Source organism: Pelomonas dachongensis, from assembly GCF_043555865.1.
GTDB lineage: Bacteria > Pseudomonadota > Gammaproteobacteria > Burkholderiales > Burkholderiaceae_C > Pelomonas > Pelomonas dachongensis.
Window position 1 is genome coordinate 1 of sequence record NZ_JBIGHY010000006.1, and the last position, 16,830, is coordinate 16,830.

Below are 16,830 nucleotides of genomic sequence, written 5' to 3' on the forward strand. Positions count from 1 at the left end.
CGGTTGATGCCGTCGCCTCTGCGTCGGGATCCGCAGGGAGCTTGCCGCTGTTCGTTCCCGCTACTGGCTCAGCTGCAAAACCGCGTCCTCACCGCCGAATAACAGCGGATCCTGACCGCCGCCAACAATGTCGAACGGCAGTTCGATATAGCGCGGGGAGCCTTGGTGGTGCGTATTCATTAGGCGGCACTTCAAGCCGACTTCGGTGAACGCGCACGCGCATTCAGCTCCTTCAATGCGCCTTCCTCTATCTCGCGCAAGTGGAAAACCCAGAGAGGGATGCTTTCCAAATACTTCTGCCGCATCCATTTAAAGAGTGAATTCCAGCCCTTGGCTGAAAGTCCCTGCCGTTCCAGTGCCAGTGCTCCAGCGTGAGGGAAGGGCGGCAGCGGCATTGAGATGCTCAAGATAGCGGGTCCCAATGGAGATGGGGCGGCAACAACTTCGATATTCGGGTGGGTTTCGGCCGATTCGATTGGTTGTAGCGTTGCTTTTCTGGTTTCAAAGTGGAAACCGAGGGTGCCACCCTTCATACACAGCACGGAAAATTCCTTCGTTTGGAGCTCCGTCAGGGCGTTAGCGATTGACGCTGAAATACGCTGGTCCGAAAGGGGCTCGGCAAAGGCGGAAATGAGAGTCGGAGGTTCCGCAAAGCGGTTTCGCGACGAGGGGATGGGGCTGGGAGTGACGACAGGCATTCGAAGAAACATTGATGAGCCAAGAGCCTCGGTCCGCGAAAGGGCGAGGGACGGGATCAATGGATTTCGATGCGCGACGGGCTGCGACGAAGTTAAAGGCTGGGCACCAATGGATCCGCAGCATCCAAAATGCGCAAAGCGCATTTGTTCAGAACGCCTTGCGCAGTCGCAATGTCGTTGCGATTTTGCCTAGTCAGTATAGGCCCGTGTTGCCGTATCCGCGAACGATGCTGCGTGAATTGTTCACGAAATTGTCGTCGATCTGAATTAAATGTAACTTGCAATTTGAGAGAAAGTGCTCGCCGTTCGCTTTGGGGCGTTCTTCTTTCATAACGTCAATTATGAAAGAAGAATTTTTGCTCTCATTCAGGGTGTCGGGGCTGTGGGTGCCTCTGCGGCCCAATTCAACGGTCGAGAGGCATGAAGTGGCTTCGGAAGGGGCTTCGAACTGGGCTGGAGGCAGCCTCCCTGGGAGCTGTCTGACACAGCGGGTGCACTAGGCCCTTGATTCAATATGGGGATTTTGGCTGCTGGGGCGGTAGGGTGGGTGGGCTGTCTGACGTTATATAGATATATATTAGGTAAGGATATAGATCAAAGCATTGATATGCTCATCTCTAAGATCTATGTAAGCGTTGATTGCCGTGCGCGCGAGGCTGCTTGCTTCGCCGGCGGCGGGCTTTGGGGTTGATGAGCTACTCCCGCCCGCAGCTGATGCGTGCCGCGACTCCTGCAACTGAGCTACTCCCGCCAATGTCCAACCAGGGACGAGCTGTCGCTCGTCTCGCCGGCTCGTTGGCCGGCTGGGTGGGACGCATGATCCGCTGCGCGGAGGGCCGTTGAGGTGTTAAACGAGTATTTGAGCGCTTCGGACATCGTCTGGCTACCCAGCCCTTGCCTGGCTCTCGTTCATGGCGTGGCGCCCGTATTCGCGCCCTTGCTGGCGGTCTTGGTGGGCCTGTCTTGCCTCGAGGGGGCTGTCGGCGGTTGGTCTGCCTGAAGCGGCCACCGGCCGCCTTGGTTGGGCTCGCACATATCCAGCGGCTTGACTCTCACATGCGTGCGTCCGAGGCGCCTCACCCGCAAGCGCGCAGCGCTTGGCTTTTGCTACACGCCGAGCCTCTCGTTCGTGCGCGCCAGCCGCTGTTCCAGCGCTTCTGCAAGCTCAGCTGCTTGCTGCATCAGCGCTTCGATCCGGCGCGTAGTCGAAGACAGCAGCGACAGCTCGCCGCGGTCAGCAAGCTCGTCGTGCGCTGCAACTCGCGCGCGCAGCAACTCAATCATCGTCTGCGTGCGCCGCAGCGTGTGCTCTATTGCGTGCAGCTCCGGTGCGTGCATGGCTTCCTCCTGCTTGCTCACAGTGTCGCCGGAGCTTCTGGCTTTTGCTACACGCCAGCCAGTGCGGCTGACTACCCCGGGTAGTAGAAGCCCGCCGAGTGGGGCGGGCTTCTGGCTGATGTGGTTGCACTTTCAGTGCGCGGGGCCGAAGACCTCGCCGATGTCAGCCCTTCCCGCATTTCGTCAGCGAGCAGTTCATGACGCAGTGCCGACATCTTGATGCGCGCCGGTGCGCATGCCTGTGACCATGTGGCTAATGCTGCCGAAGCTGTACTCGGGGTGCATATCGCTCTTAACTTGTGTCCAGGGCAGCCGCCTGAGCGTGTCGTGTAGCAAAAGCCAGAGCATCCGCCGAGCGTGTAGCAAAAGCCAGAACTTGCCCCGGGGCAACTCTGCCGGCGTCGTCTCCGCCGGCTGATCGAGGCCAGTTGCCGCTGATGTTGTCGACGACCAGGCGCATCGAAGAGCTGATGCTGCAAGCAGCTGAACTTGCGGAAGCGCTAGAGCAGCGCCTGACGCGTACTAACGAGCGGCTGCGCGTGTAGCAAAAGCCAGAGCAGTCGCCGCAGCGTGTAGCAAAAGCCAAAAAGTTGTCCTGGGACAACTCCGCCGCCGGTCACGTCTTCGCCTTCACCTTTGGCTTCATCTCCGCCTTCGTCTTCTGCTTCACCCTGAAGTTGCCCTGGGGCAAGTCGAGATGGGCGGGAGTTCTTCAGCGTGCTGTCGCTGCGCGTAGCCGGGAGTTTTTCAGCGTGCGATCAGGCCATGAGCGCCTGGCCAGCCACCTCGACGCCTCGTGCGCGCGTAAGTCAGACGGCTCAGGGACGCTGCATGACTCTACTCTAACGTCAGACTGCTCAGCCACCCTACCGATTGCAAAGGCCTGCCACCCGCAATCTCCCCACCCAGGCCCGCCACCCGCCATCTCACCACAAGCCCCTTCGCAAGCCCCTTCCACACCCCGCTCGCCTGCACTTATCCACCCCCGAAACGGCATAGCCAGACCCCTGGGGCGCAGCGTTTTTAGACCCGCTGGCGAGGCGTCTCCCAGCCCGCAGGCGAAGCGCAATCTGGCGCTACATGAGGGGTGCCACGCGAGCCCGGCAAGCCCGCCTGGGGCACGCTGCGGAGGCTCAGCGCGAGGGCTCGGCGCCGCGTTCGAGAGGTGCTAATCCGCGTTCGCGGGGCGCTTTGCCTGCGGGCTGGTGAGGCGCTCGAATCGCTGGCCGTCGAGCCGCCGTTTCAACCCCGCGCCGGGGTCGAAACAGCTCCCGACTCTGCGCTAGCTAGTGCGTCCGCGAAGAGTTGCCCCAGGGCAACTTTGCTCGGCGAAGCGCTACACGAGCCCGGCCCGGCCGTGTCCCTGGAGGGGTGGAAACCTGCTGTCTAGCGCAGCGCTGGAAGGCCGCCAGCGAGCGGCCGCCGAGGCGTGGATCAGAGTTCGGGGCCCCCTGGGGCGTTGCGCGCCTCGGCCCTGGTCGGACATCGAGGGTGGGGCGGAAATCAGTGCTGCAGGCGCCCGAGGGCCAGGTCTACAACTGATGGAACCGGCCCGGGCGCGTACCCGTGTTCGACCCCTTGGCGCAGCTCGGCGTTGAGCCCGAGCCGGTCGCAGACGGCCTCGAAAACCCACATCGGACAGTCGCCTCGGCCGCGCAACAAGTCAGCCATCTGCTGTCCGGAGATACCAGCCTGAATAGCGATGTCCCCGGCCCGCCGCCCGCTTGCTCGGATGGCTTGCCGAAGCTGATATTTGAGGGCTGCTCGCATGCGTTCAAGCATACTTGAAGCGTTGACTTTTTAGAGCCCGGCATAGCCTTTGAAACCACTGAAAACGCAGCGCTGGATGGGCTTGGGAGCCACGCTGAAGGGGTGGTTAGCCTACGTGCAGGAAGGGGTGAGCCTTCGGATGCAGCCCCGCCAGCTCAGGGTGTGCGTGCAGCAGCGCAGCTGGGTTGAACAGGCTCAGGAAGCCATCTCGCGCCAGACCTAGCGCGGGGTTCACGAGCTGGAAGCGTAGCCCCAGCTCTTGCTGCATCTGCCAGCACAGGAACTCTAGGCGCTCTGAGCTCGAGAGCTCGGCGTTATCGAGCCGGGCGCAGACTTCATCAAGCGCGGCTTCGACTGTGATCCCCGTGTCAGGCACCGGCAGGCGCAGGATAGCCTGGCGCAGGCGCTCTTCTTCAATGGCGCCCGGGCGCATTCCTGCTGGCGAGGGGCGCGGCGCTTCGGCAGTAGCTAGCCCGCCTTCGATAACTTTGAACTTCATCACGCGAGGGTAGCCGCGCGAGCACCCGCCGGCTCGGCGCTATACAGCCTCAGCGTGCAGTTCTGCTCGCAGCACGCGTCCGCGAACCCACCCCCTGGGGGTGTGCAAGGCGCTCAGGGGGGCGTAGCCCCCAGGGTGGCTGGCCTAGCGCCCGAAGGGCCCGGCTATGCCTGGTCGTGTAGAGTGGTTGCGGCCGCCCAGCGAGGCGGCTGCCGATGTTTGGGGATGTGGGCGGTCCTATGTGCATTGCGCACATCGGCCCTGGTCAGTACATGCCTTAGGCTCCCTGGATGTGAGGGAGCGGCCGCGCGTTGAGCGACGAGCGATCTCTCGGTACTGCTGCGGAGACATTGCCTTGCAGCAGGTGTCTGGTGGGATCAGAGCGCTTTGCGAGGCCTAATCATCCGCACCGGCCATCCGTTGATTCGTACCGCGCCATCTAGCCCAAAGCGCATTTCGACATCGCGCCCTGCCTTGGGCAGCCGCTCGATGGACGACTCGTATCGGTTGCTGAGGTAGTGAACGCCTTGATTCGTTGAGCCAATCCAACGCCTCTCCCTGTCCGGGTTCTGCGCCAAGTACGGACCATCTACCAAAACGTCTGTAACTTGCAGCAGGTCCTGCCACGCAACTGGCTGCACCGCTTCGAGCTCGTCGAGTGTGTAGCCTGTAAAGACCATCACTGAAAGGCCCATTGCCCGGGCTGCAAGCGCTACTTGGGCTAAACCACGCGCCTGTAGCATGGGCTCCCCTCCGAGGAATGTCACCCCTTCGATATCGAAAGTGCTCCGCGCAATGGATAGACGTCGGACGATTTCAGCAGCGGGCAGCAACTCCCGTTCGGTGAACTGAAGCATCCCGGGGTTGCAGCAACCTGGGCAGCGCTTGTCGCAACCCTGGACCCACAGCGCCGCGCGACGGCCAGGTCCCTCTGCCTCAGTGCATGGCAACCAGGACGCAACGTTGAGCCACGCGTCCTGCGTCATGCAAGGTCGAAGATAAAGGCGGCCCGGTCGCCTGCCTGCATGACTTGCAGGACTCTTCCGCGCGCGTCGTCCGGATGCGCCAGGTTGTCGAACAGGAACGACGACAGCGGATCGAACAGGTGCGTCATCATCGCATTGGGCACCCCGCGGCCGCCGGCGGTAGGGTCGGCTTGGCGCACGATTGCGCGCAGCGCACGTGCTTCGTCCTGAAAGCGTAGTTCCTCGATGCCCCACTTTTCGCGCAGTCGCTGGCGCAGTGGAGTGAGCTTGGTGCGCGCGATGTCGACGAGAAAGTCCTCGCTGCGAATGAAGTTGAACGGAACGATATTGCTCTCGCCGATGCGCCCGAGCAGTTCGGGTCGGTCGAGCTTGTGACAGAAGTGCTCGCGCACCCGTTCGACGAACGCGGCGCGTACGTCGACGGCTTCAGGGTCTACCTGTGAGGCTCCGATGTTGGAGGTGAAGACGATCATCGTCTCGGAGAACGACATCGTCTCACCCTTGCCATCGGTAAGCCGGCCGTCCTCCAGAATTTGCAAGAACTTGTCCAGGATGCGAGGGTGCGCCTTCTCGATCTCGTCGAACAGGAGCAGCGAAAAGGGTCGTTGCTTGACTGCGTTGGTGAGTTGTCCGCCGCTTTCGTAGCCGACGTAGCCCGGCGGTGCACCGACTAGGCGCTGGTCAGCATGCTCGTGGTTGAACTCGGACATGTCGAAGCGCAGGCAGGCCTCCTCGTCTCCGAAGATGAACTGCGCCAGCGCCTTGGCAAGTTCTGTCTTGCCAACACCCGTGGGGCCGACGAAGAACAACACGCCTTTTGGGGTGCGTTGGCGTGCCGAGTGCTGCAGGCCGGCCAGCCCGGTGAAGGCGCGTACCAACACTTGGTTAACGGCTTCAATGGCCTGAGGCTGGCCCTTAACACGCAGTGCCAGACGCTCGCGCGCCGAGACCAACTTGTCGCGGTCCAGTTCTTCCCACGGCGAGCGACGTGTGCCGTAGCGGTAAAGCGCCACCAGGGCGTCGGGTCGCATGCGCCCGGTCTGACGCGAAAGCCGGGCCAGATTGAGGATGTCGCGCATCGCTAGGCCGTCGAGGGCATCGGTCATGTCGGCCAAAGCCGTTGAGTTCGCCTGCAGCGCCGGGGCCACATCGAAGACATGAGCCAGTGTCAGCAGCGTTCGCTCGCGCTCCCGACGGGTGGGTAGTGGAACGGCCACGCCCTTGAACAGTGGGTTGTTCAGGTGCAACTGCGGTGGCAGTGCTAGCGCGCCGTCGACCACCATCACGAGCAGTGGCTGCGGACGGCGAAGATCTTGGAGTCGTAGATCGGTCGGTGCATCACGCGTGGCTTGCCCGATCTGTAGCAACCAGCCGCGCTCGGCCTCACTGAGGTTGTTTGCACTGCCGAACAGGTAGTGTGACCAGTCAATGACGAAGGCTACCGGCGCGCCGTTTTCGCCTGAGCGCAGGTGGTGCGCGACCGTGGCCAGAAAATCCTGCGGTGACACGCCCGGCGAGTTGCCTGCAGCGCCGCGCGGTACCGCAGTTGGCGCTCCGCGTGGAGGAATCGCGGGCTCGCCCAGGTCGTATTCCTCACCTGCGGTGGACTGTGGCGGCGCTGCCGCACGCGCATGAACGGCTCCGGCCTGGAGTGCCCGCCATGTCCGTTCGTCGACGCCCGAAACGCCATGCACGCGGTCCCAGGACACGACCTGGGAGTAGCCCAGCGCAGATAGCGCCTGTAGTGCCGCGTCGCGCGCCGTGATCCATCGACCGGCTTGCGTTGTGTCAGCCACCAAATCCTGCATCTGCCCATGCAGAATCACCACGCGCCGCAAGCCGCACTCGCGCCGGAAGGCACCCAGCCAGTCGTCCAGTTCGTCAGCCACGAGTGTTGCTCCTCTCGGTATCAGGACGCGGGCGTGCATCCTGTTGCAGGTCGTCGGGGTTCTCCCAAATTACGCGCCGCTCCGACAGGCGAATGCCGTAGACAGACTCAAGCGACGGCAGCACCTGGTCAATGTCTTTGCGGCAACTCGTGCCCTCGTAGCGGTCAAATTCATAGTGCATTGCGCCCGACAGGTCGACACGGAAGACGGCTTCGGCACCAGACGGGCGCGCTGCACGCAGCACTACTTCGTCCATGTCAGCCTCGTGCACGCGGCGCGGCTTCTCCACCACGAATCCCGCGTCTAGCAGGGCCTGATTCACCGCGCGCACCACCTCGCGACGCACCGCTTCGCCTACCGCTGCGTCGTCTTCTCGTTCCACTGCCTGGGCCAACGCTTGCGACAACGCTTGTGGCGACGCTGAAACATCTACGGGCGCAGCACCTACGGCCTGCAACTCGGCCCTCAGCGCCTGTGCAGCATGTGCCTCGGCCTCACGAGCAGCTTGCGCTCTGACGGCATCGGCACCGGCCTTCGCTTCGGCTTGCACCTGTGACAGTCCGGCGTCCAGATCGGAGAGCGTGGCCGTCTGCCCACGCTGCAATAGTTCCCGGCGTAGCCGTGCCAAAGCCGGTGCAGCCAACTCGCGTGCTAGCGGGTCTTCCCAGGCGGAAAGCCGGTCTCGCCAGGCGGCTTCCAGGCCTTGCAGCGCTACCTGCTCGGCATGTGCGTGCGCCTGCAGTTCTGCTTCCCGAGCAGCGCGGAATGTGGCGCGTGCCTGTGCCGGTAGGCCGTGCAGTCGGCTGCCGATCTCCATACTCAGCGTGCGCGCCGCCGCCGGGTCGCTGCGCAGCAAGGCGTGCGCGCGCTCCAGGTCTTGTCGCGCCTGACGCACTTCGGTCGCCACGCCGGCGTCAATGCCCTGAGTGCGCAGGTCGTCGAGCAGTGCCTCATGGCGCTGCAGAAAACGTTGCGCTGTCTCACGTACCCGCGCCTCGAACAACTCTTGGCGCCGTTGGCGCTCGAGTTCGTAGCGCATGTCTTCTTTCTTACTCATCGCACGGTGCTCCGGTCTCGCGCCGGTTGCAACGGCGCGTGGGGCTTGTTTAGGCTTTTTAGATAGTCCTGCGGCGTCTGCGCCGACACGCCAACGCCCTTGGCCGTGTGGCGCAGGTTGCGGTCGGTGCTTAACAGCAGCACGGGGCTGAGCGCGTAGTAGGCGGCAGCGGCCAGAATTTCGTTGTCGCGCGTGGGCGGCAGGTCGGCGGCACACTGCTCGCGACGTGGACCTTCGAAAACGATGCGATCAAGGTCTTGAAGTGCACGGCTAGCAGCCCTTGCGCGCTGCGCGAGGGCCTGCTTTTCCGGGTCTTCAGCCGGGCGGGGTTGCTTAAGTCCGTCCAACTCCTGGATCACCGCGCGCGAGACGATGGGAACGTCCTGTGCCGGTATGCACTCGAAAATCTCCGGCATGTCGAGCAACACGTTGGTGTCGATGACTACAGCCCGCTGGCCCGGCATCAGCGGCGGCGCCAGCCGGGCGTTCATCGCCAAGCGCAGCTCCTGCAGTCGGCCGGCTGGCTTGTCCAGAGCCTCCTTAGGAAGTTGCAGGACCGCAAGCACGTCGGCCATGGCACGCTGTAACTCGACAATGGCTGACAACGTGCGAGCCGGCTGCACGCGCATTGCCTCATGCCACGCTGCTGACGATTGAGCAGGCTGGTCGAGTAGCACCGGCGGTATCCGGCGTCGAGCCTGTCCGTAGGATTCCGCAAAGGCCTGTAGCGATGCCTGCAACTCGTGAGGTCCCCACGTCGGGGCCTTGTCGCCGCCTAGCGTTGCACGCAAAAGCGTCTTGCGCACCTGCTCGCCCAGCAGGCTTGCGGGTAGGACGATTGCCTCGTCACCTAGCGCCTGGCGTAGCCGTTGCAAGTCGGCGTCGTGATTTTGAGAGGAGATGCGATCAAGCACCATGCGCGCCAAGGCCGGCTGCCGCAGTGGCAGCCTTCGCAGCGCCTCAAGCAGTTCGATGCCTTCGGGCATGCTAAGTTGGCTGCCCGCACGGTCGATCACTCCTGCGCACGCTTCCCGCAAGGTCGTTGCCCAGGGGGCCCGGCCAAGCTGTTCTGACGAAACATCCAGTCTGTGTTTCAGGCGCGTCAGAAAGTCGGCCAGCCCGCCAAGCCAAGCGTCACTCCCAAGAGTTCCGGCATGGCGCAGCCATTGCGCCACAGCGGCTTCAGGGGATGCGACCCACAGTGCCATGGGAACGACGGCAAGCTGGGACTGGCTCGCCAACCACTCCCGCAGCGCGGCGCGCACCAAGTCCCACGCTGCCTGCGCGCGCTCAACGGTCAGTTCCGCGCGCATCTGCACCGGCCGGCCCTGGCCGCCCCAGTACACCATTGCGACACCCTCGGACCAGGCCTGTGGGGCGCCCTCGGGAGCGCGTAGCTCGATGCGGCGCAGGCCTACGGGTAGCTCTGCGGGAGTGTCTAGTTGCACCGCAATACTGCCCTCGGCCACTTTGGGTTCCTGGAGCTTGTGTGGCCACAAGCTGAACCGACGCGGGGCAGGGCGCAAGTGCACGATATCCGCCGCTTGCGCTGGCACGTCTTCCGTCGGCTCTTCGCCCGATAGAACAACCAGCGACCAGCCCTTGCGTGCCGGCACTTTCCGCTCGGTGTTCGAAAGTGGCGCGATGGTGGACGCTGCAACCACGTCGGTGAGGCTCAGCACCGGGGCACCGCCTATAGGCTGCGCACGCGTGACGCCCAAAGCCGGGGCTACGAGCCGCTCCCACACGATTTCGGGTTGTGCACTGCGCAGCCACGCGTTGAAAGCGTCATCGTTGACGGCTCGCAGTGTGAGTGTGCCGTCGGCTGCCATATCCAATTGCAGCGCCACGAGGCGCCAGCGCGTATCAACCACGCCCGCCTGCACGCTGACGATTTCGGTATTGGGCTTGAGCCAGGGGGGGCGCTTGGCATGCAGGGCCGCCGTCACCAGCGGGGCGAAATCGAGGTTAGGTACCGAATAGTCCAGGCTTGCCTGGGGGGCTTGCTCGCCAGTTTGCCCCTCGCGCCAGGGACTGAGCTCACCGCTGACTAGGTCGTAGCCGAGCATGACCGTCTCATGGTTGGCACGGCGCGGCAGTAAACCGCGGCGCCAGAAGTCACGGCCTTGAGCAGTGAGCTGCCACGTCGAAAGCGGTGCCTCTATCGGATCCTCGGCATCTGGTGCGACCAACACTTGTAGCCCGCACAGTTCGCCAATACACGGTGCGAGTAGTCGTGGCGCATCGGCCATGCCCAGCATGTCTTCGAAGGCTGCGCGCATGCTGGTCGCGCCCAGAGCGCTCTGGCTCTGTGCAGCTTCGACCAAACGCAGCACCATCTTCTCGAATGCCGTGGGCACGCGTGGCGTGACGTGCTCGACATCTGAATGCACCGCGAACACCGGTACACCTGCATTGAAACTGGCCAACAGCATTACCGACCTCCCTTTGTCTTATCGCCATGCATTTGTGGGCGAGGTGATCGCGGAGCCGGGCGCGGCGGTGCCAATACCTGGCGCGCCTCGACCAGGCGGCCGTCTCTCTCCAACTGTTTGAGCATGTCGCGGTAGACGGGACGGCTCACGATGCCGGGGCCATCCATGCGTGGCAGCGGCACCTCGAATCCTTCGAACATGGAGCGTGCGCCGAGCACCATGAGCAGGCTGCGCGCGCGCGACATCGCCACGTTAATGAACTCGTAGCGGGCCACGTTGGAGCGCGATGAGCGGTAGCGACGAGCGCCTCCGTCGTTGCGAACCAAGCTCACCAATACAACGTCCTTTTCCTTGCCTTGGTATCGGATGACAGTGTTGCTGTCTACATCCAGCGCACGCCAGCCCCCAGGCGGCTGGGCTGCTCGGATGGCCTGGCGCAGGCGTCGCAGCTGGCCGGCGTAGAAGGAAACTACGCCAACAGTGAGCCGCTTGGCAGTAGGGCCGCGAGTAGCCAGCGCCTGAGTGTCCAGCCGCTGCAGAAGCTCAACGATCAACTTCACCTCGAGCTCGTTGGTGCGCAGCGGCCGGCCTTGCGAGTCGAGGTCTTCCGTGCATAGCTGCCCGAGCAGGTCGCGGGAAGTGTCGATCCACAGCACGTGATCGTCGGGGCCCAGCAACTCGCGGCCAGAAGCGTCGGGAAGGGTGAGGCCATGGCTGCGCGCTTTGTCCGGGTCGGTCAGGCCGCAGGTGAGCGTGCCTTCGTAGAAGTGGTTGACCAGTTGCATGATCTGCGGATGCATGCGGAACTGGACATTGAGCCTGCCACGGATGTCGTCGGACGCCAGCTCAAAGTGCTCTTTGAACAGGGAGGCGGTGACCATACGCTCATAGCGCTTAAGGTTCGCTTCGGTCAACTCGGTGGCCTGGTTGCCACCGCCTTCCGAGGCCTCTTCGGCGGCGTCGGCGAACGTTACGGCGTCCATGCTCTCTTGGAACAGGGGCGGCAATTGGCGGTGGTCGCCCACCAGCACCGCGCGCCTCGCGCGCATCAGCGGCAGTAGCAACTCGAGTGGCGTGGCCTTGCTCACCTCGTCCACGATTGCTACGTCGAATCCGCTGTGTCCCTGGTCGTCGAGCGTGCGTGGGTTCTCAGTGCAGGTGATGGCCACTACATTGCATTGCGAGGGCCAGTCTTGCTCCAGTAGCTCCCAGTCTGCCGCTGCTGACTTCGCATCCCGCAGGTCGCGCACCCATTCCTGCAGCAGCGGCTGCCAAGCGTGGCGCCGCGCGTGCTGCAGGTCGGCCTGGCGCCTCAGCACATCCTGCGCCTGCATGCTGGTGGCTAGTGCGCTGCGCAGGCCTTCCTGCGCCTGGCCGCCACAGGACTGGAGCGCACCGGGCTGTGGGTGTTCCGCAAGCAATTGAGTCGCGCGGGTGTCAAATGATTCGGCTTCCTGCTGCAGTTCGGAAGCCACGGCGTGATGGCGCTGCAGTGCCGCCTGAGCCTCTTGCCAAGGTCTTTCGTCTACCGCGGTGTCCACTGGCGCTTGCGCTAGTCGGTTGGCTTGCTGAATCAGGCTTTGCAGCGCCAATTCCGCACAACGCAGCGGCGACTCGATGATGTCCAGCCGGCTTTGAAGTCGTGCGGCCCAGGCCTCGGCATCGCTGCCGACGACGAGCCAAGGGTGCGGCTCGACGAACAGATCGTGGCATGCGCCGACATCCAGTGCAGCCGTACCTTGTCGGCGCAATTGCTGCAGTTCCTTGTTCTTGCGTTGCCAGTCCTGTATGACCTGCGGCCCGGCATCCTCGCGCGCCGCAGCATTCATGAGTTCATTGACCTGCGCCGAGAGTTCGTCGATGCGCAGTCGCGTAGCAGGGTCCTGTGCCGCGGCCGGTTGTGCCTTGATGCGTAACGCGTCACTGCGCAGCTTGTCCCACGCCTTGCGTGCTCGCGTCGCGTCGCGCGACAGCAATGCCAGCACTTGGGGCCGCTGGTGGTCGAGGTCGCGCCAGTCCGCAGCCGTGGCCTTCAGCGGCACGCCTTGGGATGCCAAGTCCAGCACGGCGAGTGCCGCGGCATCGGCCTCAGCCAGCAGCCCAGGTGGCAGCGCGGCTAGTGTCCCTACCGCGGACGGGTCCTCTGCCAGACGGCTTAGCGCCGTCGCTGCCAAATGCTGAGCGGTGACTGTCTCGCGTGCGCGCAGCGTCGCCTGCAGGTCTTCCCATGCCGTGGACAGGGTGGCGCGAAGCGACTCTTCGTTCCGGGCATGCGACATCTGGCGGTCCAGCGCCGCCTGCGCGTCTGCCAGCACGAACTCGGCGCGCTGGCACCACGACGTGAGCGCCTGAAGCGCCTCGTCCTGACGCTGCCAAGGTAACAAATGCTCGCGCTCGGCATGGCTGGCCAGTGCCGCGTAGTACCGTCCAAGCGATGCTGCACCGATGAACGCCTTGCCATCGTCCGTCACTTTGTTGGGCGGACCCAGGCGAATAGCCCGCACTGCCGTGTTGTCGGCCAGTCGCGCTAGCGCGTTGTCAACGGCGGTATGGGCTTGGGACGCCAGCAACACCGACTCGCCGCGCCGCACCATCTGCGCAATGGCTTCGGCAATCACGGTCGTCTTGCCCGTCCCCGGCGGACCCTGCAGGAGGCAGAGGTCGGGGGCGTCCAGCATCTTGCGTACGGCCTCGCGCTGAGGCGGGTTGAGATCGGGCGATAACCAAGCCGGTTCTTGCCCTGCGCTCTGTGGACAGCGCGCCTGCTTGACGTCAAACAGGTAGGCCGACAGATAAGGCGAATACCCTCCCTGGTCGCGCAGCCGTCCCACGGCCTGTTCGTGACGGCGAAGCAGCGAAAGGTCGCCAGCCAGCGAAATTGAGAGGAAGCCCTGCTCCGGGATGCGGGCCAGAACCGCGGCCTGTGCTTCCGGGCCTCCGGCAATCAGGTCGACGTCGTCGTCCGCAGGCGCTATCTCCCATTCGGCACTCAGGCCGCCAGGATTCTCATCGCCGCGCGGTTGTGCGCGGCCAGTTCGGCGGGGATCGCGCGACGCTGCTCGGCCCAATGGGGTGCCTTGTGCGGACATGCGGCCGCGTCGACCCCGTTGCTCAGTCTCTTCAGCTGGAGTAAATGTCCAAGGGTCGGCTGAAGCTTCCAGCGGGAAGGCCTGAAGCGTCTCGTTGCGCAACGACTTCAGCGCATCAACCAGGGCGGCCTCGTCACTTACCTGCAGGCGGAACACCAAGTTGTTGCCGTCCTCGCTCCAGCCGCGGTCAACGTATCTCAGTCCGCGGGCGCAAGCCCGGACCAGATTACGTTTCCACTCAATGAAGTCGGTCCAGTCTTGGAGTCGCTGCTGGGTTTCGCGGGAGATTAGGGGCAGCGAGGCTGCCAGTTGGGAGTTGAGCAGGTTGTCTGCAAACGGTACACCGCGCGGCACGCGCTCGGCCTGATAGACGAAGGCTTGGGCCTGCGCCTCGAAGGCGCGGGTCGGCGCGTCGGCGATCTCGAACACATCGCGGATGCGTAGGACGGGCTGAGGCGCAGTGCGTGGCCATGAGCCGCTCACTCCTAGCGAGAAGCCGCGAGGAAAAGGCCAGGCCTCGGGCGCGAGAATCACTGGCCGCAGCGCCAGCGTCGTGCGCTCCTGCAAGTTGTCGAGGCTGACGTTGGCTACGTGCCAGGGTCGCGGCGCTCCATCTGGAAACAAGACATCGAGCAGGTACTGAACCGGGTCGTCGTCTTCGCGCAAATCCTGGAAATATCGGCCCGTCCTATGCAAGCGGCGCACCGTTCCGCGCAGCCGCTCTGTCGATCTTTCGTCGACATCTACGTACAGATTTGCCATGAACTCTGCCCCGCCTCCCGTCGGGATTCCGATTCATTTCCCCCAACGATACCAAGGCGAAGGCGCGCGCCAAAACATTAACTCGTGCCCAGAGGGTCCTCTCAACGAAAGATGCGGAATTTGCACATGCGTGTCTACGACGAATTCTGGAAAGTCGCCTGACAGGACGGCACGTACTGGACTGCGTTCGGTCGCAGGATTCATGTGTGCGACAGGCGCGCCTCTCCTGATCCCATGCGACCGCTGCGTCACCAACTGGCCTGGTCGGAGTCTGCCGGTGGCGCTTGAATGCTGCCTGGTTTACAAAGGATCAGTTCAACGCCAAGGATGTGCAGCAGCTTGAGAAGCCGGGCGGCTCCGACTGTGCCTGCGTTGCGCTCCAGCGCCGAGTACGTTTGCTGCGTCACACCCAGACGCAAAGCGACCTCGCTTTGGGTCAGCCGCGCCTCCTTGCGGAAGGCCTGAAGGAGGGTTGGTAGGTGGTCAGCGGTGCGGACCGTGAATTGCGAGCTCATACAGGCTGTGGGCAGCAAATTTGACTTACAGCATTTGATTTGTATCGCCAGAATACATATTAAAAGCTGTAGGGGCAATCGGCTGTGTTTTGGCTGGACTTCAGTGACATCAAAAAGTAGATGCAACCGTCGGACATGAGGGCCTCGGCGCCCTATACGTTGAATGTCCAACTTCAAATCGCCGGCTCGCCGGGTCAAGCCGTCTACCGAGGTAGCGCTGCAAAGCACTTCAGCATTCTCCCGAGTCCATTGCCGCTTGACCCAGGCCATCTGCATCGGCCCAGCAACCACCCCATGACGCAATCAACATCAAAACTCAAGAAGCAGGTCACCCAGCTCATCAATCAACTCGACTCGTTCGAACTCGAGTGCATCTACCTCGCTGGCGCGCGTCTGTGGCTGGACACGGGTGATCGGAGTAGTCTGTCCATTACGTATGTTCCACCTCCGGGTCGAGCGATGGACGAGGAGATGGACGATGACCCGAGCGTAGGTTCCTGGGTCTGGACGGACTTGAATTTCCGGACAGTCGAAGGCACGTTTCCAAACTCCGACGGCCATGAAATTGGCTTCGGCTGCCCAGGCCTTGCCGACTGGACGCGCCAGTTCTTGCTGCGAAGTGCCAAGGCGATTGCAGATGGCCTTGAGCATGCAGCGGAGATGACCTTCCACCGCCAATGCCTGGAGCGCATGTCGCGGTGGGCCTTGGTCCAAGCCGTGAAGTGTGGCCGGGCGATGCGTCACTGAAAGCTGGAGCATGTGTCGCGCGCCTCTAGGGCTGGCTTTAAAGGCGCGTACCGGCCCGGCGTTGCCAGGCCATGCGTGCGTTGAACCTGGACGCAGAGTCCAGCATCAGGGCAGCGCTAGTGCCGAACACCGGAGCGCGTGTCGGAGGTCCGCCCGTCGGCTGGCAACGGTATTCGGGTGCACACCCAGTTCGAGGGCGAGTTCCGAGACGCTCTTGGAAAGGTCGGCAATCCGTGCCAGGCCTTCCGACGAGAGCCGGAAACGCTTGTCATGCGCGAAGTCGAAATCCCGAGGACATGGGTGGCGGCCCGAAATGAACAGGTGATACGGATTCAGGCAGGTGCGGTCACCGCATGCATGGCTCACGATGTCGTATTTGCCTAGCGGGCCGTTGAACAGCGCGTAGACCTTGCGGTGTGCGCCAACCACTTCGCCAGACATGCTCGTTTCATGCACCTGCTGATAGCCATCGTGCGTGGAGTGGAGCCAGTCGCAATGCACGCATTCGCCCGGCTTGAACCCTCCAAAGCTCGCAGGCAAATGGCTGTCCTCAGCGCTGAGCACCAGAGGTTGCGGCATGAACACCGCCTCTTCACCGCGTCGATAAGTCAATTCGAGTGGACCCCATAGACAGTCGGCTTGTTGATGCAGGACCTTGTCCCTCCGGTTCTCCGCGTCTCCGCCTACATACAGGTGGTAGGGGTTGTAGCAACTCGCATGGCCGCATCGGTGAAGCGCCATGTCGCCGTATTTGAGAGGTCCGACTAGGAGCATGACCGCTAGTCGGTGTGCGGATACAGTGCCTTGGAAGTCTCGGGCCGTCAGCGTTGAGTAGCCGCTCTTGGTTCGAGGTAGCCAGGTCGGTGCGAAGCAGAGCTCAGGGTGGAGGCCGAAGAAGCAGGCTTCGCGTTGCTCGGCTGCGGGCGATGCAGGATTGAAAGAAGGCATATTTCCTCGCTAAAGGAACGCGTCGTTTTGATGACGGCCGCTTGGGCCAAAGAGAACGACGCGCCTGGTTGAATTCGATCTCCACGGCGTGGAGGGG

Annotated in this window: 12 protein-coding genes; 1 reads left to right on the forward strand and 11 read right to left on the reverse strand. The window is 63.1% G+C overall.

Annotated features, from left to right (window positions below; genetic code table 11):
* Positions 1-191 precede the first annotated feature (191 nt).
* The 10 genes from ACG02S_RS16445 to ACG02S_RS16490 all read right to left on the reverse strand — a co-directional run bounded on the left by ACG02S_RS16445 (position 192) and on the right by ACG02S_RS16490 (position 15,038).
* Positions 192-698 (reverse strand): hypothetical protein, encoded by a 507-nt coding sequence (locus ACG02S_RS16445; protein ID WP_394471561.1) that lies wholly within the window; start codon positions 696-698, stop codon positions 192-194.
* A gap of 1,107 nt (positions 699-1,805) precedes the next feature.
* Positions 1,806-2,036 (reverse strand): hypothetical protein, encoded by a 231-nt coding sequence (locus ACG02S_RS16450; RefSeq protein WP_394471562.1) that lies wholly within the window; start codon positions 2,034-2,036, stop codon positions 1,806-1,808.
* A 1,503-nt stretch (positions 2,037-3,539) separates the two neighbouring features.
* Entirely contained in the window at positions 3,540-3,818 is a 279-nt protein-coding gene (locus tag ACG02S_RS16455) for a helix-turn-helix domain-containing protein (protein ID WP_394471563.1), read from the reverse strand.
* Between the two features lie 94 nt (positions 3,819-3,912).
* A complete protein-coding gene (locus ACG02S_RS16460) occupies positions 3,913-4,305 on the reverse strand; it encodes a hypothetical protein (RefSeq protein WP_394471564.1) in 393 nt (130 codons plus the stop codon).
* Between the two features lie 377 nt (positions 4,306-4,682).
* Positions 4,683-5,291 carry a 4Fe-4S single cluster domain-containing protein gene (locus ACG02S_RS16465; protein ID WP_394471565.1) on the reverse strand — a complete coding sequence of 203 codons (609 nt, stop codon included), beginning with the start codon at positions 5,289-5,291 and terminating at the stop codon, positions 4,683-4,685.
* Positions 5,288-7,180: an AAA family ATPase gene (locus tag ACG02S_RS16470; protein WP_394471566.1), complete on the reverse strand. Its 1,893-nt coding sequence runs from the start codon at positions 7,178-7,180 to the stop codon at positions 5,288-5,290. Before ACG02S_RS16470 ends, ACG02S_RS16465 begins: the two co-directional genes overlap by 4 nt.
* Entirely contained in the window at positions 7,173-8,237 is a 1,065-nt protein-coding gene (locus ACG02S_RS16475) for a coiled-coil domain-containing protein (RefSeq protein WP_394471567.1), read from the reverse strand. Before ACG02S_RS16475 ends, ACG02S_RS16470 begins: the two co-directional genes overlap by 8 nt.
* Positions 8,234-10,672, reverse strand: a complete 2,439-nt coding sequence (locus ACG02S_RS16480; RefSeq protein WP_394471568.1) for a PIN domain-containing protein — start codon at positions 10,670-10,672, stop codon at positions 8,234-8,236. Before ACG02S_RS16480 ends, ACG02S_RS16475 begins: the two co-directional genes overlap by 4 nt.
* The gene (locus tag ACG02S_RS16485) at positions 10,672-14,523 is read right to left on the reverse strand and encodes a DEAD/DEAH box helicase (RefSeq protein ID WP_394471569.1); all 3,852 of its coding nucleotides are present in this window, start codon (positions 14,521-14,523) and stop codon (positions 10,672-10,674) included. The genes ACG02S_RS16480 and ACG02S_RS16485 overlap by 1 nt, the downstream gene beginning before the upstream one ends.
* A 248-nt stretch (positions 14,524-14,771) precedes the next feature.
* Positions 14,772-15,038: a helix-turn-helix transcriptional regulator gene (locus tag ACG02S_RS16490; protein WP_394471570.1), complete on the reverse strand. Its 267-nt coding sequence runs from the start codon at positions 15,036-15,038 to the stop codon at positions 14,772-14,774.
* Positions 15,039-15,332: 294 nt separating this feature from the next.
* On the opposite strand from ACG02S_RS16490, the gene ACG02S_RS16495 reads away from it, so the two are divergent.
* The gene (locus tag ACG02S_RS16495; RefSeq protein ID WP_394471571.1) at positions 15,333-15,785 is read left to right on the forward strand and encodes a hypothetical protein; all 453 of its coding nucleotides are present in this window, start codon (positions 15,333-15,335) and stop codon (positions 15,783-15,785) included.
* Positions 15,786-15,890: 105 nt separating this feature from the next.
* Here ACG02S_RS16495 and ACG02S_RS16500 read toward each other — a convergent pair whose 3' ends face one another.
* Entirely contained in the window at positions 15,891-16,364 is a 474-nt protein-coding gene (locus ACG02S_RS16500; protein WP_394471572.1) for an HNH endonuclease, read from the reverse strand.
* Between the last annotated feature and the right edge of the window lie 466 nt (positions 16,365-16,830).

Bases quoted from the DNA above. Each gene is read 5' to 3' on its own strand.
- ACG02S_RS16460 (WP_394471564.1), bottom strand. From the start codon at position 4,305: ATGAAGTTCAAAGTTATCGAAGGCGGGCTAGCTACTGCCGAAGCGCCG.
- ACG02S_RS16465 (WP_394471565.1), bottom strand. From the start codon at position 5,291: ATGACGCAGGACGCGTGGCTCAACGTTGCGTCCTGGTTGCCATGCACT.
- ACG02S_RS16455 (WP_394471563.1), bottom strand. From the start codon at position 3,818: ATGCTTGAACGCATGCGAGCAGCCCTCAAATATCAGCTTCGGCAAGCC.
- ACG02S_RS16445 (WP_394471561.1), bottom strand. From the start codon at position 698: ATGCCTGTCGTCACTCCCAGCCCCATCCCCTCGTCGCGAAACCGCTTT.
- ACG02S_RS16490 (WP_394471570.1), bottom strand. From the start codon at position 15,038: ATGAGCTCGCAATTCACGGTCCGCACCGCTGACCACCTACCAACCCTC.
- ACG02S_RS16475 (WP_394471567.1), bottom strand. From the start codon at position 8,237: ATGAGTAAGAAAGAAGACATGCGCTACGAACTCGAGCGCCAACGGCGC.
- ACG02S_RS16495 (WP_394471571.1), top strand. From the start codon at position 15,333: ATGACGCAATCAACATCAAAACTCAAGAAGCAGGTCACCCAGCTCATC.
- ACG02S_RS16500 (WP_394471572.1), bottom strand. From the start codon at position 16,364: ATGCCGCAACCTCTGGTGCTCAGCGCTGAGGACAGCCATTTGCCTGCG.
- ACG02S_RS16480 (WP_394471568.1), bottom strand. From the start codon at position 10,672: ATGCTGTTGGCCAGTTTCAATGCAGGTGTACCGGTGTTCGCGGTGCAT.
- ACG02S_RS16485 (WP_394471569.1), bottom strand. From the start codon at position 14,523: ATGGCAAATCTGTACGTAGATGTCGACGAAAGATCGACAGAGCGGCTG.
- ACG02S_RS16450 (WP_394471562.1), bottom strand. From the start codon at position 2,036: ATGCACGCACCGGAGCTGCACGCAATAGAGCACACGCTGCGGCGCACG.